Genomic DNA, 23,238 nt, shown 5'->3' on the forward strand with positions numbered 1-23,238 from the left:
TGTATCCGAAATCACAAAAAATATACGGAAATTACGACTCTCTATAGATTTGAGCTAACGCCTGAAATGCCTCCTTAGGTTCCCAGTTCATGTCTGCATACGTGGTACCCTGTTGATCAGGATACGTTTTAACAATGCTGTAACTGGCGGTATCCAAATTGTAGGGAGGATCATCGCTATAAGGATAAAAAGGCATGACAAAAGTAAACCAAAAGGCACCGTTCACGCATTCTTCTTTAAATATCGAGAGAAGTTCTGTCATATAAGCGACTTGCACGTGTTCATCCCGCATATATTCGCCATTTAGCCGGTTAGGTGTCTGAGTTCGATCAACGATGGCCCATCCGTATCCGCCTTTATCTTCAGCTCCTTGATACGTACAGCAGCCGAACTCTAAGACAACGACCGGTTTGCCGTGGGAAAAGTAAGCTTTTAGCTTTTCGCGGTATGTTTTCTGATTGAATTTTTCACGATAATAATCGATGCCCACATAATCAAATGGAGCCCAATTGACATTTTCCCATGAGCCGGAAGCATAGGTAAGCTGCCCATGGAAATGTTCTCTGACCACACCCACAGCTCTACCCAAAAAGGAGTTCAACCGTTTATGAAAAGAGCCTTTAAGAATTGTATTTTTAATGAGCCTCCAAGGCTTCATAAATGTTTGTATGCGGTCAAAGGCGGTGTCGCCGATCACGAGACCTTTCATAAAAAATGTGAGCTCGCACCCAACGACGAAAATAAGAGCAGAAGAGTGCTTGCGCAGATTTTCTGCTGCTTTTGCGCATTCAGCCAAGTAGGTTAGCGTTTCCTGTTCGGTTGCATTGATGAAAGCAGGGGAAAACCATACTTCCAACCCCAGCTTAAGGGCATATTCAGAAGCCAATGTGAGCCGTGAGATATCTTGACCTGAAATCCGAACCGCATTGCAGTGCAGATCGTTCTTAATAATTTCCATCTCTCTCGCAACGACAATCGGATCAAAAAGCTCACGGGATGATTGGTCTTTGCTTCTGGTGAATGTTCCAACATCATAGTTGATGCCCTTACGTTCGAATTTGGCATTGTTCGTCATAGTTGATTATCTCCTCGCGTAAATTCATTGATCAAAGTATACGCTTCTTTTATAAATTCAATATCAACAGTTGGTAGCGGTTCGTAATGTTTAATTACAACCAAACTAGCGTTAGGAATTTCGTATAGACGAATAGTAAAATAGATAAATATAACAAAAATAATGAGGCAGATAGGAGCTATGGATAATTATGAAACAAAATAAATACGATGATCTCGGATTTTTTGAAAAATACAGCCAAATGGCGCGCTCGACGGGAGGATTGGACGCTGCGGGGGAGTGGCCTGCACTTCGAGCGCTGCTGCCGGATTTAACGGGGAAAGTTGTGCTGGATCTCGGCTGCGGTTATGGCTGGCACTGCCGATACGCTCGCGAAATGGGAGCTCGCAGTGTCTTGGGAGTGGATCTTTCCGAAAAAATGCTCGAGCGAGCAAGAGAAATGACTGATGATTCAGCTATTCAGTATCGTAGGCTCGCGATTGAAGACATTGATTTTGAAGCGGGAGAATTCGATGTGGTGATCTCCTCACTGGCCATCCATTATGTGGAGCATTTCGACGCCCTTTGTCAAAAGGTTCATCATTGCCTTGCGGAAGGTGGAAGCTTTATTCTTTCGGTTGAGCATCCGATTTTCACCTCACGCGCGGAGCAAGATTGGTATTATGGGTTACAGGGCGAACGGTTGCATTGGCCAGTCGACAACTATCAGCGTGAAGGGCTAAGGCAGGCTAGATTTCTGGAAACCGACGTTGTCAAATATCATAGAACGGTTGCAACTTATATGAATGCGCTAATCGAGGCCGGCTTCAGTTTGAAGAGGCTGTCCGAACCGCAACCGTCACAAGAAGCTTTGGACAAATATCCAGACATGCGCGACGAAACACGGCGGCCTATCTTTCTTTTGATAGCAGCAGTAAAAAAATAGCAAGTAGGTACAGCTTCTGTCAGCTGTATGTCCATAAGCATAATTTTCTTGATTGTTGAGCTAACTTGGTTATAATTAGAATTGTAAGTTTATACATTAAACAAACTAAGTTGAACGAGGAGAAAATGGACATGAACAAGCCTGTACAACCTAAAGAACCTTTAGTTACACATATTTATACGGCTGATCCATCTGCCCACGTATTTGAGGGGAAAATTTATATTTATCCTTCCCATGATCTTGATCACGATGGACCTTCCAATGATAATGGCGACCAATACGCGATGGAAGATTATCATGTTCTTTCTTTGGACGATTTTAATTCGCCTTGCGTTGACCACGGGGAAGCCTTGCACCTCAAGGATATCCCTTGGGCAAAACAGCAGCTATGGGCACCGGATGCCGCATATAAAAATAATACGTACTATCTCTTTTTCCCAGCTCGGGATAAAGATCATGTTTTCAGACTTGGTGTAGCTACAAGCACATCTCCTGCAGGTCCTTTTACGCCGCAAGAAAATTATATCCCAGGCAGTTACAGCATTGATCCTGCTGTCTTCATTGACGAGGATAACAAAGCCTATATCTACTTTGGCGGACTTTGGGGAGGCCAGCTTGAGAAATGGCAGACAGGGGAGTTTCTTCCGGATGCTGCGGGACCAGCAGAAAACGAGCCTGCCTTAGGACCTAGATTTGCTGAGTTAAACGATGATATGTTGACATTCAAAGACGAGCCTCAAGAGATCAAGATTGTGGATGAAGAGGGCAATCCGATTCTTGCGGGTGATGAAGACAGAAGGTATTTCGAAGGTCCATGGGTTCATAAATACAATGGTTATTATTATCTGTCCTATTCTACAGGGACTACTCATTGTCTGGTTTATGCGATGAGTGAGCATCCTCAAGGACCTTATGTCTTCAAAGGCAAAATACTTACCCCAGTAATCGGTTGGACAACACATCACTCTATTGTTCAGGTTGAGGATAAATGGTATTTATTTTATCATGATTGCTCATTATCGGATGGAGTTAACCACAAGCGCTGTGTTAAATATACAGAACTGACATACAACGTAGATGGCACCATTCAAACGATTGATCCTTATAAATAAGCAATAAATCACATCGAACAGCTCCCTATGGTCAAGTAAGACCTAAGGGGGCTGTTTTTATTCATGCATAGAATATCAAATTTGGATAAAAATACAGGAAGGTAATGAATGGGAACAGGAAGCTGAAATCATCATGAGAGTATGTACAGGGGGCGAAATCGGATGACCATTTGGCAATCGTATAAGCGACGGTCAAGGCAAGGATCCCAAACTCAACAGCCTCGTATGATCCCGCGGAAGGAACAGCTCGCTCATCAAGTTTTGGAAAACAACGAAGAGGCGATTGTCAGCCGGCATCTTGAAGACACAATGAACTTCGTTCAAAGCATCCTTGGCGAAAATGACGATTTTATGATGCGCCGATTTTGCATTTGTGACGAGCATCCGGCAGCAGCTCTATATTTCGCTGATTTAATTGATAAACAGCATTTGAACGATCATATCCTGAGGCCGTTAATGCGAACCACTTCCGGCGATAATCCGAAAGCAGATACCCGATCCATGAGGGATTTTCTGTTAAACGATACGCTGTATGCGTGTGAAGGGAGAACGGAAACCCAGCTGGATGAAATCATCCAAGCGATTGTTGAAGGAAAAACCGTACTTCTGGTTGATGGACTTGAAGATGCGTTTCTCTTCAGTACCCGCCAAGTTGACAAGCGGTCGATCACACAACCGGAAACCGAACAGGTTATCAGGGGCGCGCGTGAGGGCTTTATCGAAATGCTGGGAACGAACTTGGCACTGCTGCGCTACCGGCTCCCGACGCCGGATTTCCGGATCAAAACGATCCGTATTGGGCGCGTCACCAAATCCAAAGTTGCGCTCTGCTATATCGACGGCATCGTGAATCCTGCGCTCGTTGAAGAAGTGTTTCGCCGGTTATCGTTGATTGATATTGACGGTATTCTTGATGCAGGGTATCTGGAACAATTTATCGAGGATAATCATATATCTCCATTCCCGCAAATTCAAAATACGGAACGACCGGATAAAGCCGTCGCGAATCTGCTCGAAGGCAGGGTGATACTACTTGTTGACGGATCTCCGTTTGCGCTCATACTGCCGACAGTATTCAGTCAATTTTATCAAACGATCGAAGACTATTCTGAACGGTATCTACTCGTTAGTTTCATACGTCTGTCGCGCTTGGTAGCATTAGTTTTCTCACTGATTTTCCCATCGTTATATGTGGCGCTGATCTCGTTCAATCCGGAGCTTATTCCAACGGAGTTTGCAGTGGCCGTAGCAGGCGGGAGAGCCGGTGTGCCGTTCCCTTCAGTCATTGAAGTGTTAATCATGGAAATATCCATGGAGGTGCTAAGGGAAGCGACACTGCGGCTGCCGCAGCAGGTTGGTGGAGCGCTCTCCATCGTTGGTGTGCTTGTCGTCGGGCAGGCGGCCGTTGCGGCAGGATTTATCTCGCCGATTACCGTCGTTATCATTGCCTTAACGACAATCGGTTCTTTTGCAACGCCGGCCTACAATGCGGCCCTAGCTCTGAGGCTGCTGCGCTTCCCGCTTGTCATTTTATCAGGCGTCTTCGGCTTGTATGGGGTGATGATCGGGCTAATTCTGATCGCAAACCATATGCTTTCCCTAAAATCGTTCGGTGTACCTTACTTGAGTCCCATTGTACCGGGTAACTTCCAAGGGATGAAGGATACATTGGCACGTCTACCGCTGTGGTCGATGCCGAAGCGGCCGGCTCTCTTGCATACACCGAATGACACCCGACTTGGGAAAATAGCGAAAGAAATGAGTGGAGAAGCACCAAACAATACATTAGATCCTTTGAAAGTCGGAAATACAAGGAGGAACGGAACTCATGGAGCATCCTCGCCAGATCACGGTAATTCAAGCGGCGATCATACTAATTAGCACAATCATTGGGGTGGGCGTGTTAGCGCTCTCGCTTTTTGCTGTCAGAGCTGCAGATTCCGGGGCACCTCTTGTTACTTTACTCGGCTTTGTGATTGGTTTAATCGGGCTTTGGCTGCTTACAAAGCTCGGTATGCGTTTTCCCGCACAATCCATTATTGAATATAGCCAGGATTTGATTGGCAAATGGGTGGCAGGGATTTTTAGTGTATTGATCATCGGATTCTTTTGCCTGCTTACAGCTCTTGGTTCACGGGAATTTGGGGAAGTTGTTGTGACTTCCGTCCTAACCAAAACACCATTAGAAGTAACGGTTATCGTTATGCTTCTGCTCGCAGCCGTTTCCTCTCGCGCAGATATTACGACCTTTGCATATTTTCATCACTTTTATTTTCCAGTCATCGTTTTTCCGGCGATTTTGATTATTGTACTGTCGCTAAAGAACGCGCATTTAATCAACCTGCTCCCTGTGTGGGGGAATGAACCTACTAGCAGCGGTATTTTGGGCGGAGTGCTCACGATGGCAGCCTTATTTCAAGGTTCTTTTGTCATGACAATCGTGATTCCTGCGATGCGTCGTCCGGAGAAAGCTATGCTGGCCGGCTATATCGGAATGGTGATTCCCGGTGCTCTTTATGTTCTAATCGTGATTGCGACGGTTGGCGTATTTGGTGCTGAGGAAATTAAGAAATTAGTATGGCCTACTTTGGAATTAGCCAAGACCACGTCGCTGCCCGCCAACATCCTGGAGCGTTTAGACGGCGCATTTCTTGCCGTGTGGGTTACTGCCGTATTTACGACTTTGTTGTCTACCTACTATCTTGCCATTTCTTTTTTAACACAACTTTTACGCCTGCGAGACCACAAGATGTTCGCATTTTTTCTCGTTCCCTTCATTTATGTTATCGCCATGTTCCCTCAAAACCTGGTGGAGATGTATGCAATTATTCAAGTCGTCGGTCGTTGGGGGTTGGTCTTTACGGTTATATATCCCTTAGCCTTATTGGTTGTGGCGATGATTCGCAAGAGAAAAAGTCGGGGTGATCAACTTGTGGCAAAGTCTGATTAAACAGATTCTTGTTTTCACGTTGATTGCCCCTTTGCTTACAGGGTGTTGGGATCGTCTCGAAATCGAAGACCGTGCTGTTGTTCTGGCGATTGGCATTGATGAGGCGAAACCGGGTGATGAGAAGGAAACCAGCAATGCTACTCATATTCTCAAACAGGATCCAGCGACCAATAAGGGTCTCATTCGTCTTACCGTTCAAATTGCTGTTCCGGGCCGTATTCCGTTAGGTACGGGCAGCGACTCCGGTGGTACATCCGGGGTAAAACCGGTTTGGGTGCTGACCAGCGTCGGATATACTATCGAGGATTCATTAATGAATCTCCAGCAGCAGCTCTCTTCTCAGTTGTTCTTTGGTCACTTACGGGTCATTGTGCTATCAGAAGCCGTAGCCAAAAAAGGGATTCAGAATGAGAACGACTTCTTTCGCCGTCAGCCGCAAGTCAGAAGAACAGTTTGGATGGTTGTTTCCAAAGGAAATGCATCAGACATCATGAACGCCAATCCTCAATTAGAGCGTGTTCCGACTTTATATTTACTCGCCACCTTGGAGCATGCCAGACAGATGGGCAAGCTGCCTAACATTTTCTTGGGCGTTTTTTTCAGTGCCAGTTCTGCTAAGGGGCAGGAAGGGACAGTTCCTTATTTGGAATTAAAAAAGGAATCGAGCATTGAACTTGCCGGCATGGCTTATTTTAAAAACGATAAAATGGTGGGTACCTCAACGGCTTTACAAATCGGCCACTACATGGCGATCAAACAAATTAACCCGGGGGGGTATAGCGTTCTGCAGGAAATGCCAGGGGCAAAAACTTTGGTTATGTTCAAAACGACTCATCGAAAGTCAAAAATAACAACAACCATCAAAAATGGAAAAGTGCACACCATAATCAAATGCCAAGTCGAAGGTGATTTGACGGAGAAATCGAATGAGAGGATGTCCATTTCCAAAGAAAATTTGAAGAAGCTAGAGGAGAAAATTCAAAATGATGCTGCAGTAGGATTTGAGAAGTTCATCCAACAAACTCAGAAAGATGGCAGTGACATTTTTGGCTTTGGAGAATATGTGCGCGCGACTCAGTCGTCCTACTGGAATAAGGAAGTTAAAACCAAGGAAGCGTGGGAAAACAAGTATAAAGATATGGACGTTGAAGTCACGATGCAAGTTAAAATAAGACGGATTGGGACGAAAACCAAGTAAGGAAGGATTCGGCCGATGATTACCTTTAACAATTACACGGTTTTGCTGCTGCTGATTTCCGGGCTGCTCGTCTTAGTGTTCGATGTGAAAAATTATGCCAAGGCAAGCATGCAGAAAGAAAAAAAAGGGGCTCTTATTGCCGGATGGTTAAATCTTTCATTAGGAGTCCTTTCGTACTTTGGCTATCTGGTGTATGAGAAGTGGTTTTGGAAATAAGGGTAAGATCTGCGTATAAATAAATCGGAGTAAAACGCTCTGATAGTCCGTTTTAAGAAGGGAAATGGGAGATATATGGAGAATATAAATTTGTTGCGCTTTACTACCAAAGCTGCAATTACGAGGAGGGGGCAAATGAATGAAATACCGTCAACTGGGTAATACGGAACTTTGCATTAGTGAAGTTAGCTTTGGCACATGGGCCATCGGAGGAGGCTGGGGTCAAGCTAACGATAATGAAGCCATTAAAGGCTTGCACACGGCGATGGAAGCAGGGGTTAACTTTTTCGATACAGCCGATGTTTATGGCTCGGGGCATGCGGAAGAACTCTTAGCTAAGGCGACTAAAGGGAAAGAAGATGACATTTACATAGCAACAAAATTTTGCCGGGCAGGCGATATCTACGATCCGCATACATATTCCGAGGAAACGGTTCGCCAATATTGCGAAAACAGCTTGAAAAGATTGAAGCGCGAACGCATCGATCTGTATCAAATCCATTGTCCACCGCTTGCCATTCTGAAGGATGGACATGTTTTCGAAGTCCTTGACAAGCTTCAGGCAGAAGGAAAGATTCGCCATTACGGCGTCAGCGTAGAGACGGTGGAAGAAGGCTTGTTTGCGCTGAGTATGCCGAACGTTAAGGCGCTTCAAGTGATCTATAATCTATTCCGGCAAAAACCGGCTGAAGCTTTGTTTCCGCAGGCGAACGCCGCGGGGGTAGGGATTCTCGTCAGACTACCGCTAGCAAGCGGGTTGCTGACCGGGAAATTCACGGAAACAAGCACATTTGCTGCAGATGATCACCGGAATTTCAATGCAGACGGCGCTCAGTTCAACGTAGGTGAGACGTTTGCCGGGCTTCCTTTTACAAAGGGAGTTGAGCTAGCCAGGGAATTGGCATGGATTGCCGAAGGACGCGGTAACATGGCGCAGGCTTCCATGCGCTGGATTTTGGACAACCCGAACATTACATGTGTTATTCCTGGTTTTAAGAACGAGCGTCAAGTGGAAGACAATCTGGGCACGGCGCAAACGTCACCATTTCAAGAGGATGAATTGAATCGTCTTCGGGCCTTTTATGAGGATAAAGTGAAAGATTATATTCGAGGTCCTTATTAAGTGATAGTGACGGTGTCTGCATGATTAATTTCTTTAAGGATTTTTTATTAAATATCTTTTTAATTTTTTCGCCTCTTGTTATCTATCCATACTTGTATAAATCACAGAGTCATAGCATGAAGTATCGGCTATGGCTTTGCTTGTTATTTTCATTAGCCATCGGATTTACGATGTATTTTCCGGTCCATTTTAACGGATTAGTCTATGATTTTCGATCGATTCCATTGCTGGTCGGCTCGCTTTACGGCGGTATCTATGTGGCGATGTTCCTGTATGCAGCACTTGCTGCTTTCCGATTTTTGCTTGGAAGTCCGAATAATCTCTTCTATCTCGTTTCCATTCTCCCGACGATCCTACTCGTTGCACTTCTGCTTAGAAAGTATAAGTATTTGAGTATAGTTCAAAAAATGATAGCAGCAGTTCTTGTATGTACAGTTATAAAACTCGTTACTTTTCTTATTTATCTGAGCTATCTGCATAGTCTGGAACTTTTTACAACCAACCTTTTGGCCTCGCTCAAAACTTACATACTGCAAAGCATTGTTATTGCGGCTTATATTTATCTCATTGAGTTTCTCCAAACCTATTATCGTATGCAAGAAGAAGCTATACAAGGTGAGAAGATCAGGATTGTTAGTGAGATGGCCGCTTCCGTCGCGCATGAAATTAGAAATCCCCTGACTGCGGTAAGAGGATTTATTCAATTAATGGCGATGCCCTATTTGGATCAAACAAAAGTACAATTTTACCAGCAAATCTCACTGGAAGAGCTGGATCGGGCGCAATTAATCATAAGTGATTATTTAGCCATCGCAAAGCCTGAACCGGAAAAAGATGAGCTAATCAGACTGAACGATGAAGTCCAATATGTTTCTCAAGTGCTGTTAACGATCGCGAATTACAATGATGTCAAAATCGAAATGGCTTTGCATGAAGGGCAATTCTGTATGCATGGGGATCGCAATAAACTGCGGCAATCGTTGATCAATATCGGTAAAAACGCTATCGAGGCGATGTCTGAGAGCGGAGGAGTGTTAGAAATAATACTTTCCGAGCAAGCGAATAAAATGATCATAACGATGCGTGATAACGGCGTTGGAATGACACAGGAACAAATTAGCAGGCTGGGAACTCCTTATTTCTCAACCAAAGAGAAAGGTACCGGTCTTGGCACAATGGTCTCGTTCAGTTTGATTAGAGCCATGAAGGGGAAAATATATATAACGAGCGAAAAGGGCAAGGGGACCGAGTTCAAAATTTCATTTCCGGCCGTTCGATGGGATTCTTTTCATCCCGACATACGACATACGTCAAAGAGCTTGCTATAGAGCAGGCTCTTTTTTTGGTTTTTATTCAATAAAAAATTTTCTTGACAGTTGTCACGATTTGGCAGGATAATAAAAACGACTATTCAGTCTTTTATTTTTATTTTGACAATATGAGGAGGATTTCTATGACTGGACACCATGGCAATTTAGACAAATATGCATCTTTGGTTATACAATTAGGGGTTCATGTACAGCCGGGACAAACGTTAGTCATTTTCGCACCTCTTGTATCGGTGGATTTTGTACGCTTATTAGTTAAACGAGCCTATGAGGCGGGCGCAAAGCACGTGTATGTTGACTGGTTTGACAGCGAAATTACACGATTGAAATATGAAATGGCTCCATTTGAAGCGTTGCTCGAATACCCGATGTGGCAGGCCAAAGGCTATGAAGAATTAGCCAATCAAAATGCTGCTTTTCTATATGTCGCGGCGAATAACCCTGATCTTATGCAGGGGATTGATCCCAAAAGAATTCAAACCGCCAGTAAAACAGCCAATACCGCAATGAAAGGTTTAACATCAGCCAGATTAACGAACAAGGTCAGCTGGTCTATTGTCGCAGTTCCTTCGCCTGCATGGGCGGATAAAGTGTTTCCTTCATTACCGCAAGAAAAGCGGCTCGATGCGTTATGGAACGCCATTTTCAAAGCTACGCGAGTCGACAGAGAAGATCCGATCCAGGATTGGAAACAACATGCGAATGAGTTAGAAGCGCGATCCAGCATGTTGAATCAGAAGCAGTATACGGCGCTTCATTACCGAGCGGAAGGTACGGATATTAGGGTCAGTCTGCCTAAGGACCATATCTGGGTATCGGCCGGCAGCAGAAACCAGCAGGGCACCAGCTTTATTGCGAATATGCCGACGGAAGAAGTGTTTACATCTCCATTAAGAAATGGCGTAAACGGTACCGTGAAAAGTACAAAGCCATTGAGCTACAACGGTGTTCTTATTGAAAATTTTTCTTTAACCTTTGAAGATGGGAAAATCACTGATTATCAAGCGGAAAAAGGCGAGGAGATGCTGAAAAGTCTCGTTGAGTTGGATGAAGGATCTCATTATTTGGGTGAAATTGCTCTTGTGCCGCATCGTTCTCCGATCTCCGAGATGAATCTTATTTTCTATAATACGCTGTATGATGAGAATGCTTCTTGTCATTTTGCCATCGGCCGGGCGTTTCCGTTCTGTTTGAAAAGCGGCATAGCAATGAGCGGCGAGGAGCTGCAGCAGCATGGATTAAATGACAGCCTGACGCATGTGGATTTTATGATGGGGTCCGCCGATATGGACATTGACGGTATTCTGCCGAATGGGGAAACGGAGCCGTTGTTCCGACGCGGGGATTGGGCAGTTTCATAGAAAATGAAAAGGGGAGAGCAGTATGTCACCCAAAGTTTCGCAAGCTTACAAAGAAGAGAGAAAGGCGATCATCCTTGAGGGAGCGCTCCACTGTTTTACGGAAAAAGGCTTTCAAGCAACGACGATCGATGACATTGTTCGGCACTTAGGGATAAGCAAGGGCGCCATTTACAGCTATTTTGCGAGTAAGGAAGAAATGTATATTCAAATGGCTGACGACAAAATGAATGCCATGCTTGAGAATTCTACAGAGCTCTTCAAAAGCATGCCAAGCGCTGCGGATCAAATCCGTTATATGTACGGGCGTTTCCGCAGCCAATCGCTGAATGAGCTTCGCAAATGGATGGCCTTTCATTTGGAATTTATGCTGTATGCTGCGCGCCAGCCCCAATTAACGGAACGATGGAATGAATACGCTCATAAAGCCTTAGTGTTCATACAGGACATCATGGATGGCGGCAAGCAAACAGGAGAATTTCGTTCTGATCTGGATAGCGCAGCCGCTTCCCGAATGTTCTGGTCGATCCGGGATGGGCTTGCGCTGCAATATATGTTAAGCGGCGAAGAAACCGACTACAAGCGCATGATTGACGAGATGGAAAGTATGGTATTCCGCTACATTTTGGTATAACGTTTCGAACCGGAGGATGAAAACGATGATGTTCAAAAAAATGAGCGAACTGACAGCGGAAGACATGGTGGTACTGTGGAATAAAGGATTCGAAGGTTATCCTCTTAACAATACGCTGACCTTGGACAGATTTTTTTCAAGAGCCGTCAATGAAGGCCTTTCTTTCGAACATTCCTTAGTGATGTTTGAACGGAATGAGCCTATTGGTTTCGTTATGAACGGATTTCGGTCAATTGAGGGGAAAAAAGTAACTTGGAACGGCGGCACCGGGATCGTTCCTGCATACCGAGGGAAAGGCTTCGGGAAACAATTAATGGAAAGAAACCTGCAATTGTATCGTGAGCAGGAGGCCGGGATAGCCTTGCTGGAAGCGCTCGTCCATAATGAAACGGCAATTAAACTTTACAGATCGGTTGGCTATGAGATTACTGAGCAACTCGTTTGCTTACAGCGGAGTGAAGCGATTGATGCTAGTTTGTTGGAGACAAACGCTGTTGGGCGTTATTCTACGCGTCGAGGACTTCCTATAGCTGTCAGAGAAGTTCCATTCTATAGGCCGATGTCTGCGTGGCAGACACAATGGCCAAGTATGAAAGATGGAGAAAGCATTATCGTCACCGACGGTGAAGAGGTGGTTGGTTATGCGCTTTGCAAGCGTATTTTTGGTGAGGACGGACATTTGGCAACCATTGCACTCTACCAATGCGAAGCGCTGCCAGGCCGTGAGGATGAAAGGGAAATTCTTAAAACGACTTTAAGCGAAGTATTTGCACCATTGACTTCTTCCTTTAAGCGATTAACGATGAATATTAGGCACACCAACAGCAGTGTTCATGAATTGCTTGAGGAACTGGGATTCTCCTCATTTGTCGAACAGGTGCACATGTTGCGACAAATGTGATGGGTCCGACCGGAGAACATTTGGCGCCGAAGTATTAGTTTGACGCGGGGAAGCATATGAATCGTTATGAAGATGAAAAACGATTTGATGAAGGGGGTACCCCATGTCTTTTTTTGACAAAGTCAAACAAGGAGCATCTGATGCCGCGAAGAAAGCTCAGCAAACCGTAGAGTTAACGAAGCTAAAAGCGCAGCTTTCATCCAAGGAGAAAGAAATAGAGAAATTTTATACGCTCATTGGAGAGTCCGTATATGCGGCTTATATCTCCGGAGATTCAGCGCGATCAGGAGAAATCGTAGAAAGATTCAGCCAAGGCATCGATGCCGTCAAGCAGGAAATCGCGGTATTGGAGCAAAAAATCATCGAAGTTCGCAATGAGAAGGAATGCGTTTGCGGCAAAGTCGTTGTGGCCGATACCAAATTCTGTTCAGCCTGCGGCCATCAGTTCTGAAGTTGAAGCGGGACAGTCTGGAGAGACTGTCCCTTTTTGTTGTGGCAGGAACCCCTCAGCTACGAGTTTTTCCGAAACGTTGTTTATCAGCGTAGCACAAAAAGCAGCCGGGAGCGCCAACACAGGCAGGGATCCAAGGGGATTTATTGAATTTATGTCATATACATCAATTACTTACTAGGAGGGACTATGCCTGAACCCATCATTGTCGTTCCCTACAGGGAAGAGTGGAAGACGGATTTTGAATCGATAGGCCAAAAAATCCGAGCATCAATAGGCGATATTGCGATACGAATCGACCATATCGGGTCTACTTCCATCCGGGGACTCGATGCGAAGCCGATCGTAGATATTCAAGTAACCGTGCAATCATTGGAGCCGATTGAACTTTATAAAGAATCCTTTGAACGGATAGGCTTTTATCACAAAGTTGAGAATCCCGATCGAACCAAGAGATATTTTAGAGAAAAGCCAGGCGGGCAAAGAACACATATCCATGTGAGAGAACAGGGAAGCTGGTCGTCATTATTTTCATTACTGTTCAGGGATTATTTACGGTGTCATCAAGTTGAGTGTCGAGAGTACGCTGGGCTGAAATATCAATTAATGGACAAGTATAAATTTGAAAGAGAAAGCTACGTTGAAGCGAAAGAACCTTTGATCTGGGAGATCATGCGCAGAGCCAGTCGGTGGAGCCAAGAAACGGGTTGGAAGCCAGATCCAAGCGATTGTTAAGTGCGATTCCATTTGAAAGTTAATGAGTTCAGCAAAGAAACAGGAGGGAGACTTAATGAGCGCTGAAAGCAAATTATTCAAAAATGTTGATTACAAAGAGCTCAAGTTTTTGAAACCATATTTAGCGGCGGTAGAAAGAAAGAAGCGGAACGCACTTTTCTGGTTAGGGCTGTTAACTAGGATATCAATATTGTGTCAAATCACAAATCTTTGACTTCTAATTTTAACTATATTGACAAAATGTAAGCGGATGCATTAATATCTAAGTGTAGTCAGGAAAACGTTTGGGCAAAGATTTGGATTTCGGTTTTGGATAAAAAGGAGCTGTCACTATTGCCTACACTTAAAGATATCGCTGATTTAGTGGGCGTCTCGATTTCAACGGCCTCGCGCGTGGTCAGGAATGACACAAGCCGGCATATTAACCCAGAGACGAGGGCTAAAGTATGGGAGGCTGTACGTCAGCTTGATTACACGCCAAACGAGTCGGCACGTCATCTCGTGAATAAGCAGAAGGGCGCGAAGAGACAGACGAAGCAAATTGGCTGCATTATTCAAGGAGCGCGCCTGAATGATGATCACCCTTACTATTCGCCGATCATTACATCCTTTACGAAAAAGATTTTGGAATCCGGCTACTCGTTAGCGTTCATACATACTTCAGACGAACTGTCAGACGATGCTTTGCTCCATCGATGCATTCATGAGACTCAAGTGGATGGCGTCATCATTGTTGGCGAAGTGGGTCCAGCGATTCTGGCGTATTTGCAAAAGGTAGAGGACCTTACTTTGATTGGCATTTGTACCATTGGCACTGAGATCACGATGGTGGACTACGACCGTATCCACGCTGCGAAATCCGCAGTTGATCATCTCCTTGCGCAAGGTCACCGGTCGATTGGCTTTGTTGGCGGACCCGGACATACGGGAGAGTTGAACAGTGAAGAAAGATTCCAAGGCTACAAATTTGCGATGTATGATGCAGGTATTCCCTTAAACAAAGACTGGGTGATTGACACCCGGTGGGAAATTGACCGCAGTTATGAGTATGTGAAAGAACAATTGAACCGATCAGATATCGAGCGCCCTACGGCTATTTTTTCGGCAAGCGACCAACTGGCTATCCCAGCTATGCGAGCTGTCTTCGAGAGCAATTTGCGAATTCCGGAAGATATCGCTTTGATCTCTATGGATAATATTGATTTCGCGCAGTATACAACGCCGCCATTATCTTCGGTGCATGTGCCCAAAGTCGAGATCGGTATGACTGCCGCAGCAACACTGCTGGATATGTTAAGAGGAGAGCAGTTAACGCTTTCGAAAGTACTGCTGCCTCATAAATTAATCGTGAGACAATCGTCAATGTTTGATCGAAACTAAATTTTTTTGATTCTCAGGATAACGTTGTCCAGAATTTGGCGCCAAATATTTTTTACTTTTTCAAGGGGGTGAAAACGCTTTTACGGCAGCGTCAATTTACATCTGTGTTTCATATGGACAAGTTCTTTCACAAAAAAAATTAAAAAGGGTGATTGTGAAATGGTAAAGAATTCAAAAAAGATCGTATGCCTATCCATGTTGATGTCTTCAATGGTTGTTGTAAGTGCTTGCGGAAGTTCCAACTCATCTGACCCAGCTTCTTCCGGTGCGCCGACAAGTGATACGAAGGCTACGGCTGCCGCTAGCGGAGAGAAAGTAACGATTACTTACGGCGGCTGGGGACTGGACACGATGACTGAGGTCATTAAAGCCTTTCAAGCAAGCCATCCAAATATTGAAGTAAAAACAGAAAATACACCGTACAAGCAATATTTCACCAAATTGGAAACGGCGGCACAGGGCGGAACAATGCCAGACGTGCTGTGGATGAACGGTCCGAATTTCATTAAGTACGCTGAGAACGGCATGCTGAAGGATTTGTCCGAAAATATTAAAAAAGACCAGGTGGATCTGAAAAATTATCCTGATTCACTTGTTTCCTTATACAGCTTAGGCGGTAAAAACTACGGAATTCCTAAAGACTACGATACGATTGGTTTATGGTACAACAAGAAATTATTTGATGAAAAAGGCGTATCCTACCCTGACAGCACATGGGATTGGAATAAGTTAACAGAAGCTGCTAAAAAGCTAACAGATCCTGGGAAGGGCGTCTATGGCTTCGCAGCTCCGATGATGAACCAAGAAGTTTACTACAATACGATTCTTCAAGCAGGCGGCAAAATTATTTCCGATGACCACAAAAAGTCGGGGTACGATCAGCCTGAAGCCATTGAAGGTTTGAAATTTTTAACGGATCTTATTCAAGTTCATAAAGTATCTCCAACACTGGCACAAATGACGGAAACGGCTCCATCGGATCTGTTTACCTCCGGTAAGCTTGCGATGTATTTCGACGGTTCTTGGGCTGCTTTCTCCATTAATCAAAATGCCGATATGAAAAACAATGCGGATGTTGCCCCACTGCCAAAAGGGAAGAAGCAAGGCGTCGTTATTCACGGACTAGGTCACGTCATTTCCGCGAACTCCAAGCATCCGAAGGAAGCATGGGAATTTGTTAAATTCTTAGGCTCGAAGGAAGCAGCGGAAGTTGCCGCTAAGCAAGGCGGAGCGATCCCGGCATTTAAAGGTTCGGAAACGGCTTGGTTAGCTGCATTCCCGCAGTACCACGCCAAAGCTTTCATCGATATGGCGCAGTATGCTTCACCTTATCCGGTATCCAAGAATACGTCCGTTTGGACAACGTATGAAACGGAAATTTTGAAGAATGCATGGACAGGAGACAAACCGGTAGCTGATGCAGCCAAAGAGCTCGGCGCCAAAATGAACCAAGCGTTAGCTGCAGAAAAATAAGATTTCGGTGAGGAGGTTCGCTTACAATGAAGCGAATCTCCCTCCTTACTACACTCATTGGAGCGTGAGTACTCATGCGAATCAGCTCGAAGCGCCGGTCCGATTGGATGTGGGCGTACATCATGATCACACCATTAATGCTTGGTTTGCTAGTTTTTTATATTTGGCCCGTGTTTCAAACTTTTTATTTTTCATTCACGGATTGGGGTTCATTTGGCAAGTATACATGGTCGGGTTTGTCGAATTACAAGAAACTTTTTACGGATAAAGACTTACTCTATGCTTTTCGAAATACGAGTATTTATATCATCACGGCGGTGCCGATTGGCATCATTTTATCGATCATACTTGCTGTGCTGCTGAATCAAAAGGTAAAAGGGCTTTCGGTATACCGGACCTTGTATTTCCTTCCTGTCGTCACGATGCCCGCTGCGGTTGCGATGGTATGGAAGTGGCTCTACAATTCCGATTTTGGTCTGATCAATTACGTGCTGAGCCGTTTGTCCATTCCAGGCCCGCATTGGTTGACGGATAATCGTACGGCTTTATTATCGATCATTATTGTTGCGATCTGGAGTTCCATCGGCAGTCATATGATTATCTTTTTGTCCGGACTTCAAGGTATTTCAGAGTCGTATTACGAAGCCGCGTCGATTGATGGGGCGGGGGCGTTCACGAAATTCACACGCATTACGATGCCACTGTTGACGCCGACGATATTTTTTGTCATGGTAACGTCACTCATTGGTGCATTCCAAGTCTTTGACTTCATTTATATGATGGTTGGCGATATCGTCATGGAATCTACGCAGTCGATTGTTTTCTTATATTACAAATACGGTTTCCTCAAAAATGCCAAAGGGTACGCTTCTTCCATCGCTGTGCTATTGTTCGCCATTATTATGGTGATTACGTATATTCAAATGAAAATTCAAAAGAAATGGGTTCACTACGAATAAGGGGGCGAGTGTATGAATACGAAACCAGTCAATCAGAAATCGCTTCAGATCGGTGGCATCCATTTCATCCTCATACTGGGCGCAATTATTATGGTTACGCCATTTATTTGGATGTTTCTTACATCGGTAAAAACGTTAGGGGAGTCAACGGCAATTCCTCCCGTATTGTTTCCTAAAGCTTTTCAATGGAGCAATTATGCGAAGGTTTTTGTGAACTTGCCGTTCTTTACTTTCTATTGGAATACATTGATTACGACACTGGTTAAGGTCATTGGTCAGTTAATCATTTGTTCGTTGGCGGCATATGCGTTTGCAAGGATTGCTTTCCCAGGACGTCACTTCTTTTTTATTCTGATGCTTTCTGTACTTATGGTTCCTGGGCAAGTGTTTCTCATTCCGCAGTATATGATTATGAAAGATCTTGGCTGGCTGAACTCTCTGACAGCTTTGATTGTGCCAGGTTTATTCAGCGCTTTCGGGACGTTTTTGCTTCGTCAATTTTTCATGACGCTGCCAAATGAGCTTGAAGAAGCTGCAAAGCTGGATGGCTGCAACCAGTTCCGCATTTATTGGCAAATTATGATGCCGCTAGCCAAATCCGGGATGATTGCCTTGGCCATTTTCACCATGTTGTGGTCATGGAACGACCTGATGTGGCCGCTCATCGTCAACTCATCGCCGGATAAAATGGTGCTTTCCGCAGGAATCGCGTTCTTGGAAGGAGAGCACAAAACAAACTATACGATCATTATGGCAGGCTCCATGATGGCCATTTTGCCCATGATCGTGATCTTCTTTGTCTTCCAGCGCTCCTTTATTCAAGGGATTGCATTCACAGGCAGCAAGTCTTAAGGTCCATCATTTATTAGCTGTTATGACAATACAAATGAAGTCACAGGAGATGAATTTTCGATGCAAAAAGTTACGGCTATCCTGCTTGGCGCGGGAGATCGCGGAGCGCAAGCCTATGCGCCATTTGCGCTGAATTATCCGCACGAATTACAAATTGTAGCAGTTGCTGAGCCTAATGAGGAACGTCGCGCTGCATTCACATCCGCGCATCAGATTGCTCCAGAGCGCTCGGTTGATAAGTGGGAGCAGCTGCTCGCACAGCCCAAAATTGCGGATATCGCTATCATTTGTACGCAGGATCAAATGCATTATCACCCTACGCTGAAAGCGCTGGAACTTGGTTACCACGTGCTGCTGGAGAAGCCGATGTCGCCAAGTCCGGAAGAATGCGTGGAAATGGAGCTTATGGCGAAGAAGCACAACAGGCTGCTGACCATTTGCCACGTCCTCCGTTATACAGCCTTCTGGACGGCAATGAAGCGTGTGATTGAGGAAGGTAAAATCGGACAAATTGTCAACATTCAGTTGAATGAAAATGTCGGTAACATGCATATGGCGCACAGCTTTGTCCGCGGGAATTGGAATAATTCCGATAAGTCTTCTCCAATGATTTTAGCTAAATCATGCCATGACATGGATATTCTTTCCTATATTATGGGCGAGACTTGCCAGCGTATCAGCTCCTTCGGTTCGTTGATGCATTTCAATGAAGAGAACGCCCCTGCGGGTGCGCCGTCGCGTTGTTTGGACGGCTGTCCGGCTGAATCGACTTGCCAGTACTTCGCACCTAAATATTATTTGGGCGCTGGCCGTCGCTGGGCACGTAAATTTACGACAGATACGAGCAATGATGGCATTGTGGAGGCGCTTCGTACAACTCCATACGGAAAGTGCGTCTATCGCAGCGACAACAATGTCGTTGACCACCAAGTGGTCAATATGGAGTTTGCCAGCGGTGCGACAGCGATGTTCAGCATGTGCGGATTTACGCGTGATAACACGAGAATATTGCAAATCATGGGCACAAAGGGTGACATCCGCGGCAATATGGAAGAGAACGAGTTCTCCATCCATGATTTTGTAACGAACGAAAAAACAACGGTCCATGTACATGCATCGGAAGAAGGGCATGGCGGAGGCGATGCAGGCATCGTTCGAAGCTTTTTACGCGAAGTCAGAACGTATAACGGCGGGGAAAGCAGCTCTTCCGCATCCGTTTCCGTGCGCAGCCATCTCATGTCGTTTGCAGCGGAGGAATCCCGCTTGAATGGCGGCAAGCCAATAGAGATTGAAGAGTTCTATCATCGACTTGTAACCGTATAAAGAAAACGCAAGCGGCCAGTGGAATTGGCTGCTTGCGTTTTTTTAGGAGGACGGATAATAAATGAGCGTCTTATATATCGCTTTCCGATCGGACAAATTCGTATACGTATGCGGTCGATCGGCTGTGAAGTGGATCGCGTCGCCCGGTTGAAGAATGTAGCTCTCCTGCGCAATGGAAATTTGAAGCTTGCCTTCGACCATCAGAATATACTCTTCTACGCCCTCGTTGTGCGGCTCTGAAGCATGAGTACAACCTTGTTCCATTTCGACGGTGTAGATTTCAAAGTTTTTTTGCGGGTGAAAAGGGAAGAGCGGATAAGCACGATATTGTCCGTCCTCTTCGTCAAATGAAGAAAGATCTTGAGAGCGGACGACCGTAATCTTCGGTTCATCATCTTCAATCAAGCTTGTGAAGGAAATTTGCAGACCGCTTACGATTTTCCAAAGTACGGAGATGGTAGGGTTGGAATCTCCACGCTCGATCTGTCCCAGCATCGCTTTGCTGACACCTGTCAATTCTGCCACCTGATCTAAGCTTAAACCTCTTGTTTTACGTATGTTCAGCAGCTTCCTGCCGACCATTTTGTGGATCGGTTCATGCATCTGCGTGACTCCTTATATTCAATTTTTATCCGAAAAAAATGCCTATTTACAATATAACATACATTCGTGTACTATGGTATATATAGACAGTAAAACGCACGTATGTATATTATATTGTATGTTTGTCCTAGGAGGAATGAAGATGGGTGCAACGATGATAGGGTTGGTTAAAGAACACCGGGGGCCCGGTGCTACATTAAAAGAAGTTCCTGTTCCCACGTGTGGTGACGATGAAGTGCTGGTTCGCATTAAGGCGACTTCCATTTGCGGAACGGATTTGCACATATACAAATGGGATGCATGGGCTGACAAAACCGTCCTAACCCCGAATGTGTTTGGTCATGAGTTTGCAGGGATCGTTGTTGATATCGGAGACCGTGTAAGAAGCGTTAAGATCGGTGATCATGTATCGGCAGAGGGACATATGATTTGCGGCAGCTGCAAAGCTTGCCGGACTGGAAATGGCCATGTTTGCCCGAATACCAAAAGCTTTGGGATTACCGCACCCGGTTGCTTTGCTGAATATGCGGTTGTGAAAGCCAGTAATATTATTCATAATGCACCTGAATTGCCGTTTGAAATTGCTTGTTTGCAGGATCCGCTGGGGAATGCCGTGCAAACCGTTTTATCTGGAGACATTGTCGGTAAAACGGTTGCAATTATCGGTGTAGGGCCGATTGGATTGCTTGCCATAAAGGTGGCTAAAGCATGCGGAGCCGGGGCGATTTACGCGGTAGACATTAATCCAAACCGATTGAACATGGCCTTGCAAATGGGAGCGGATGTTACGATAAACGCAATGGAAACGCGTACATCTGAGGAATTGCGCAAACTGACCGACGGAGAAGGCGTTGAGGTGGTGCTCGAAATGTCCGGAAGCCCGATCGCGATTGCGGATGCATTTGAAGCCGCTGCAAACGCCGGCAGGGTGTCCTTGCTCGGTATTCCGACGAAAGAAGTAAGCTTGGACGTAACCAATCAGATTATTTTTAAAGGACTGAAGGTTGAAGGCATCACGGGTCGTAAAATGTACCAAACCTGGTACCAAATGAAGGGCTTGCTCAACCAACATAGAGTCGATCTTGCATCGGTTATCACACATAGATTCACGCTCGATCAATATGAGGAAGCCTTTCGGTTAATGCATGAAGGCCAATGCGGCAAAATCGTATTTACACACTAATGTAAATACTTACGAGTAAGTTAGTTCCATAAACTCTGAGGCGAAGGCTTATGAAGTAAGCCTGCTTCGCAAACTTTTAGGAGGGCGCACATGAATTACTTAAACGATTTGGCTGCTGATATTGAAGGTTGGAAGCGGGATGGACGTTACCGTACTATTAAAGTATGGGAAAGCGGTTCCGATACATGGATGAATTTGAACGGGAGAAAAATTCTCCAAATGTCGTCCAACAACTATTTGGGATTGACCCATCATCCCAAACTGAAGGAAGCGGCGATTGCAGCCATCGAGAAATATGGAGTCGGCAGCGGCTCAGTGCGCACAATTACAGGGACGCTCGATATTCATGAGCAGTTGGAGCTTGAGCTGGCAGCTTTTAAAGGTACTGAAGCGGCACTCGTGTTCCAATCCGGTTTTACGACGAATCAAGGCGCGTTATCATCGATTCTAGGTGCAGAAGACGTGGTCATTAGTGATGAATTGAACCACGCAAGCATTATTGATGGGATTCGGCTCACAAAGGCAGCCCGCAAAATTTTTGCCCACAAAGACATGAATCAGCTGGAAGCGGTTCTCAAAGAAACGCAAAAGCACCGCAAGCGCGTTGTAGTTACCGATGGCGTATTTAGCATGGACGGCGATATTGCGCCGCTTCCCGAAATTGTGCAATTGGCAGAAGCCTACGATGCCATTGTATACGTCGATGATGCACATGCGAGTGGTGTTTTGGGCAAAAACGGCAAAGGTTCTACAGACCACTTCGGACTTCACGGACGCGTCCATATTCAGATTGGAACACTATCCAAAGCCATTGGCGCCGTTGGCGGTTATGTAGCGGGTGCTCAGCTGCTGAAAGAACACTTGATTCATACAGCGAGACCGTTCTTGTTCAGCACATCGCAGACGCCAGCCGTGGCAGCTACTTGTTTGGCTGCGATTCAGGTGCTGCGCGACAGCACGGATTTAGTAACAAAGCTATGGGAGAACGCTAATGGTTTCCGAAGCGAGTTGCAGCGGCTGGGCTTTGATACAGGAGCTAGCGAAACGCCGATCATTCCGATCATTATCGGTGATCCTGCGCAAACAATGCGGTTCTCTGACCGCTTGCTGGAAGAAGGCGTATTTGCGCAAGGTATTGTCTATCCAACCGTAGCCATGGACAAAGGGCGTGTACGTCTGATCGTTACAGCGCAGCATACGAAGGAAGATTTGGCCTTTGCCTTGAACAGCCTGCAAAAGGTTGGCAGGGAATTCGGTCTGGTGTAAGGGACCTTGCTAGGGCACGGTATGAACGAGAGTAGTGGTACGAAACGGCTTAGGTAGTGTGTATGCAGTGGAGTCGGGTGGAGTACCGTAAATGAGCTGCATGCAGCGTAGTTGGGTGAAGTACCGTAAATGAGCTGTACGAAGCGGAGTCGGGTGAAATACCGCAAATGAGCCACACGCAGCAAGTAAAGTA

The 23,238-nt window shown here is 45.4% G+C and carries 22 protein-coding genes; 20 read left to right on the forward strand and 2 right to left on the reverse strand.

Annotation, left to right across the window (positions count from 1 at the left end; all coding sequences use genetic code 11):
- Nucleotides 1-31 precede the first annotated feature (31 nt).
- Nucleotides 32-1,075, reverse strand: coding sequence for a glycoside hydrolase family 113 protein (locus J2Z65_RS17735; RefSeq protein WP_167057916.1), 1,044 nt, complete (start codon nucleotides 1,073-1,075; stop codon nucleotides 32-34).
- A 190-nt stretch (nucleotides 1,076-1,265) separates the two neighbouring features.
- Here J2Z65_RS17735 and J2Z65_RS17740 point away from each other — a divergent pair, with 190 nt between their 5' ends.
- The 18 genes from J2Z65_RS17740 to J2Z65_RS17825 all read left to right on the forward strand — a co-directional run bounded on the left by J2Z65_RS17740 (nucleotide 1,266) and on the right by J2Z65_RS17825 (nucleotide 19,993).
- Nucleotides 1,266-2,000, forward strand: coding sequence for a class I SAM-dependent methyltransferase (locus J2Z65_RS17740; protein WP_167057913.1), 735 nt, complete (start codon nucleotides 1,266-1,268; stop codon nucleotides 1,998-2,000).
- A gap of 131 nt (nucleotides 2,001-2,131) precedes the next feature.
- Nucleotides 2,132-3,112 (forward strand): glycoside hydrolase family 43 protein, encoded by a 981-nt coding sequence (locus J2Z65_RS17745; protein ID WP_167057910.1) that lies wholly within the window; start codon nucleotides 2,132-2,134, stop codon nucleotides 3,110-3,112.
- Between the two features lie 162 nt (nucleotides 3,113-3,274).
- On the forward strand, nucleotides 3,275-4,993 hold the full coding sequence (locus J2Z65_RS17750; protein ID WP_420850814.1) for a spore germination protein: 1,719 nt from the start codon (nucleotides 3,275-3,277) through the stop codon (nucleotides 4,991-4,993).
- On the forward strand, nucleotides 4,941-6,062 hold the full coding sequence (locus tag J2Z65_RS17755) for a GerAB/ArcD/ProY family transporter (protein WP_167057907.1): 1,122 nt from the start codon (nucleotides 4,941-4,943) through the stop codon (nucleotides 6,060-6,062). Before J2Z65_RS17750 ends, J2Z65_RS17755 begins: the two co-directional genes overlap by 53 nt.
- Complete coding sequence (locus J2Z65_RS17760; protein ID WP_167057904.1) at nucleotides 6,043-7,260, forward strand: Ger(x)C family spore germination protein; 1,218 nt, start codon at nucleotides 6,043-6,045, stop codon at nucleotides 7,258-7,260. The genes J2Z65_RS17755 and J2Z65_RS17760 overlap by 20 nt, the downstream gene beginning before the upstream one ends.
- Before the next feature lie 15 nt (nucleotides 7,261-7,275).
- Nucleotides 7,276-7,476, forward strand: coding sequence for a CLC_0170 family protein (locus J2Z65_RS17765; protein ID WP_167057901.1), 201 nt, complete (start codon nucleotides 7,276-7,278; stop codon nucleotides 7,474-7,476).
- A 139-nt stretch (nucleotides 7,477-7,615) separates the two neighbouring features.
- Nucleotides 7,616-8,599 carry an aldo/keto reductase gene (locus J2Z65_RS17770; RefSeq protein ID WP_167057898.1) on the forward strand — a complete coding sequence of 328 codons (984 nt, stop codon included), beginning with the start codon at nucleotides 7,616-7,618 and terminating at the stop codon, nucleotides 8,597-8,599.
- Between the two features lie 20 nt (nucleotides 8,600-8,619).
- Complete coding sequence (locus J2Z65_RS17775) at nucleotides 8,620-9,927, forward strand: ATP-binding protein (protein ID WP_275691033.1); 1,308 nt, start codon at nucleotides 8,620-8,622, stop codon at nucleotides 9,925-9,927.
- A gap of 125 nt (nucleotides 9,928-10,052) precedes the next feature.
- Nucleotides 10,053-11,288: an aminopeptidase gene (locus J2Z65_RS17780; protein WP_167057892.1), complete on the forward strand. Its 1,236-nt coding sequence runs from the start codon at nucleotides 10,053-10,055 to the stop codon at nucleotides 11,286-11,288.
- 22 nt (nucleotides 11,289-11,310) lie between these two features.
- Nucleotides 11,311-11,919, forward strand: a complete 609-nt coding sequence (locus J2Z65_RS17785) for a TetR/AcrR family transcriptional regulator (protein WP_167057889.1) — start codon at nucleotides 11,311-11,313, stop codon at nucleotides 11,917-11,919.
- A gap of 25 nt (nucleotides 11,920-11,944) precedes the next feature.
- The gene (locus J2Z65_RS17790) at nucleotides 11,945-12,820 is read left to right on the forward strand and encodes a GNAT family N-acetyltransferase (protein ID WP_167057887.1); all 876 of its coding nucleotides are present in this window, start codon (nucleotides 11,945-11,947) and stop codon (nucleotides 12,818-12,820) included.
- 103 nt (nucleotides 12,821-12,923) lie between these two features.
- Nucleotides 12,924-13,271, forward strand: coding sequence for a hypothetical protein (locus tag J2Z65_RS17795; protein ID WP_167057884.1), 348 nt, complete (start codon nucleotides 12,924-12,926; stop codon nucleotides 13,269-13,271).
- Between the two features lie 189 nt (nucleotides 13,272-13,460).
- Entirely contained in the window at nucleotides 13,461-14,006 is a 546-nt protein-coding gene (locus J2Z65_RS17800) for a GrpB family protein (RefSeq protein WP_167057882.1), read from the forward strand.
- A 333-nt stretch (nucleotides 14,007-14,339) separates the two neighbouring features.
- Nucleotides 14,340-15,386: a LacI family DNA-binding transcriptional regulator gene (locus J2Z65_RS17805; RefSeq protein ID WP_167057879.1), complete on the forward strand. Its 1,047-nt coding sequence runs from the start codon at nucleotides 14,340-14,342 to the stop codon at nucleotides 15,384-15,386.
- 159 nt (nucleotides 15,387-15,545) lie between these two features.
- Nucleotides 15,546-16,859 carry an ABC transporter substrate-binding protein gene (locus tag J2Z65_RS17810; RefSeq protein WP_167057876.1) on the forward strand — a complete coding sequence of 438 codons (1,314 nt, stop codon included), beginning with the start codon at nucleotides 15,546-15,548 and terminating at the stop codon, nucleotides 16,857-16,859.
- Nucleotides 16,860-16,933: 74 nt separating this feature from the next.
- Nucleotides 16,934-17,818 carry a carbohydrate ABC transporter permease gene (locus J2Z65_RS17815; RefSeq protein ID WP_167057873.1) on the forward strand — a complete coding sequence of 295 codons (885 nt, stop codon included), beginning with the start codon at nucleotides 16,934-16,936 and terminating at the stop codon, nucleotides 17,816-17,818.
- A 12-nt stretch (nucleotides 17,819-17,830) separates the two neighbouring features.
- Nucleotides 17,831-18,670 carry a carbohydrate ABC transporter permease gene (locus J2Z65_RS17820; protein WP_167057870.1) on the forward strand — a complete coding sequence of 280 codons (840 nt, stop codon included), beginning with the start codon at nucleotides 17,831-17,833 and terminating at the stop codon, nucleotides 18,668-18,670.
- 60 nt (nucleotides 18,671-18,730) lie between these two features.
- Nucleotides 18,731-19,993 (forward strand): Gfo/Idh/MocA family protein, encoded by a 1,263-nt coding sequence (locus tag J2Z65_RS17825; RefSeq protein WP_167057867.1) that lies wholly within the window; start codon nucleotides 18,731-18,733, stop codon nucleotides 19,991-19,993.
- A gap of 42 nt (nucleotides 19,994-20,035) precedes the next feature.
- Here the strand turns inward: J2Z65_RS17825 and J2Z65_RS17830 are convergent, their stop codons facing one another.
- Nucleotides 20,036-20,596 (reverse strand): helix-turn-helix domain-containing protein, encoded by a 561-nt coding sequence (locus J2Z65_RS17830; protein WP_167057864.1) that lies wholly within the window; start codon nucleotides 20,594-20,596, stop codon nucleotides 20,036-20,038.
- A gap of 142 nt (nucleotides 20,597-20,738) precedes the next feature.
- Here J2Z65_RS17830 and tdh point away from each other — a divergent pair, with 142 nt between their 5' ends.
- On the forward strand, nucleotides 20,739-21,779 hold the full coding sequence (gene tdh / locus J2Z65_RS17835; RefSeq protein WP_167057862.1) for an L-threonine 3-dehydrogenase: 1,041 nt from the start codon (nucleotides 20,739-20,741) through the stop codon (nucleotides 21,777-21,779).
- Between the two features lie 90 nt (nucleotides 21,780-21,869).
- A complete protein-coding gene (locus J2Z65_RS17840; RefSeq protein ID WP_167057859.1) occupies nucleotides 21,870-23,045 on the forward strand; it encodes a glycine C-acetyltransferase in 1,176 nt (391 codons plus the stop codon).
- Nucleotides 23,046-23,238 lie beyond the last annotated feature (193 nt).

This window comes from Paenibacillus aceris, assembly GCF_017874035.1.
Taxonomy (GTDB): Bacteria; Bacillota; Bacilli; order Paenibacillales; family NBRC-103111; genus Paenibacillus_E; species Paenibacillus_E aceris.

Coding starts and splice junctions, on each gene's coding strand:
- J2Z65_RS17825 (WP_167057867.1), top strand. CDS start 18,731: ATGCAAAAAGTTACGGCTATCCTGCTTGGCGCGGGAGATCGCGGAGCG.
- J2Z65_RS17840 (WP_167057859.1), top strand. CDS start 21,870: ATGAATTACTTAAACGATTTGGCTGCTGATATTGAAGGTTGGAAGCGG.
- J2Z65_RS17755 (WP_167057907.1), top strand. CDS start 4,941: ATGGAGCATCCTCGCCAGATCACGGTAATTCAAGCGGCGATCATACTA.
- J2Z65_RS17765 (WP_167057901.1), top strand. CDS start 7,276: ATGATTACCTTTAACAATTACACGGTTTTGCTGCTGCTGATTTCCGGG.
- J2Z65_RS17800 (WP_167057882.1), top strand. CDS start 13,461: ATGCCTGAACCCATCATTGTCGTTCCCTACAGGGAAGAGTGGAAGACG.
- J2Z65_RS17830 (WP_167057864.1), bottom strand. CDS start 20,596: ATGCATGAACCGATCCACAAAATGGTCGGCAGGAAGCTGCTGAACATA.
- J2Z65_RS17770 (WP_167057898.1), top strand. CDS start 7,616: ATGAAATACCGTCAACTGGGTAATACGGAACTTTGCATTAGTGAAGTT.
- J2Z65_RS17790 (WP_167057887.1), top strand. CDS start 11,945: ATGATGTTCAAAAAAATGAGCGAACTGACAGCGGAAGACATGGTGGTA.
- J2Z65_RS17775 (WP_275691033.1), top strand. CDS start 8,620: ATGATTAATTTCTTTAAGGATTTTTTATTAAATATCTTTTTAATTTTT.
- J2Z65_RS17820 (WP_167057870.1), top strand. CDS start 17,831: ATGAATACGAAACCAGTCAATCAGAAATCGCTTCAGATCGGTGGCATC.
- J2Z65_RS17785 (WP_167057889.1), top strand. CDS start 11,311: ATGTCACCCAAAGTTTCGCAAGCTTACAAAGAAGAGAGAAAGGCGATC.
- tdh (WP_167057862.1), top strand. CDS start 20,739: ATGGGTGCAACGATGATAGGGTTGGTTAAAGAACACCGGGGGCCCGGT.
- J2Z65_RS17815 (WP_167057873.1), top strand. CDS start 16,934: ATGCGAATCAGCTCGAAGCGCCGGTCCGATTGGATGTGGGCGTACATC.
- J2Z65_RS17750 (WP_420850814.1), top strand. CDS start 3,275: ATGACCATTTGGCAATCGTATAAGCGACGGTCAAGGCAAGGATCCCAA.
- J2Z65_RS17745 (WP_167057910.1), top strand. CDS start 2,132: ATGAACAAGCCTGTACAACCTAAAGAACCTTTAGTTACACATATTTAT.
- J2Z65_RS17780 (WP_167057892.1), top strand. CDS start 10,053: ATGACTGGACACCATGGCAATTTAGACAAATATGCATCTTTGGTTATA.
- J2Z65_RS17735 (WP_167057916.1), bottom strand. CDS start 1,075: ATGACGAACAATGCCAAATTCGAACGTAAGGGCATCAACTATGATGTT.
- J2Z65_RS17740 (WP_167057913.1), top strand. CDS start 1,266: ATGAAACAAAATAAATACGATGATCTCGGATTTTTTGAAAAATACAGC.
- J2Z65_RS17810 (WP_167057876.1), top strand. CDS start 15,546: ATGGTAAAGAATTCAAAAAAGATCGTATGCCTATCCATGTTGATGTCT.
- J2Z65_RS17795 (WP_167057884.1), top strand. CDS start 12,924: ATGTCTTTTTTTGACAAAGTCAAACAAGGAGCATCTGATGCCGCGAAG.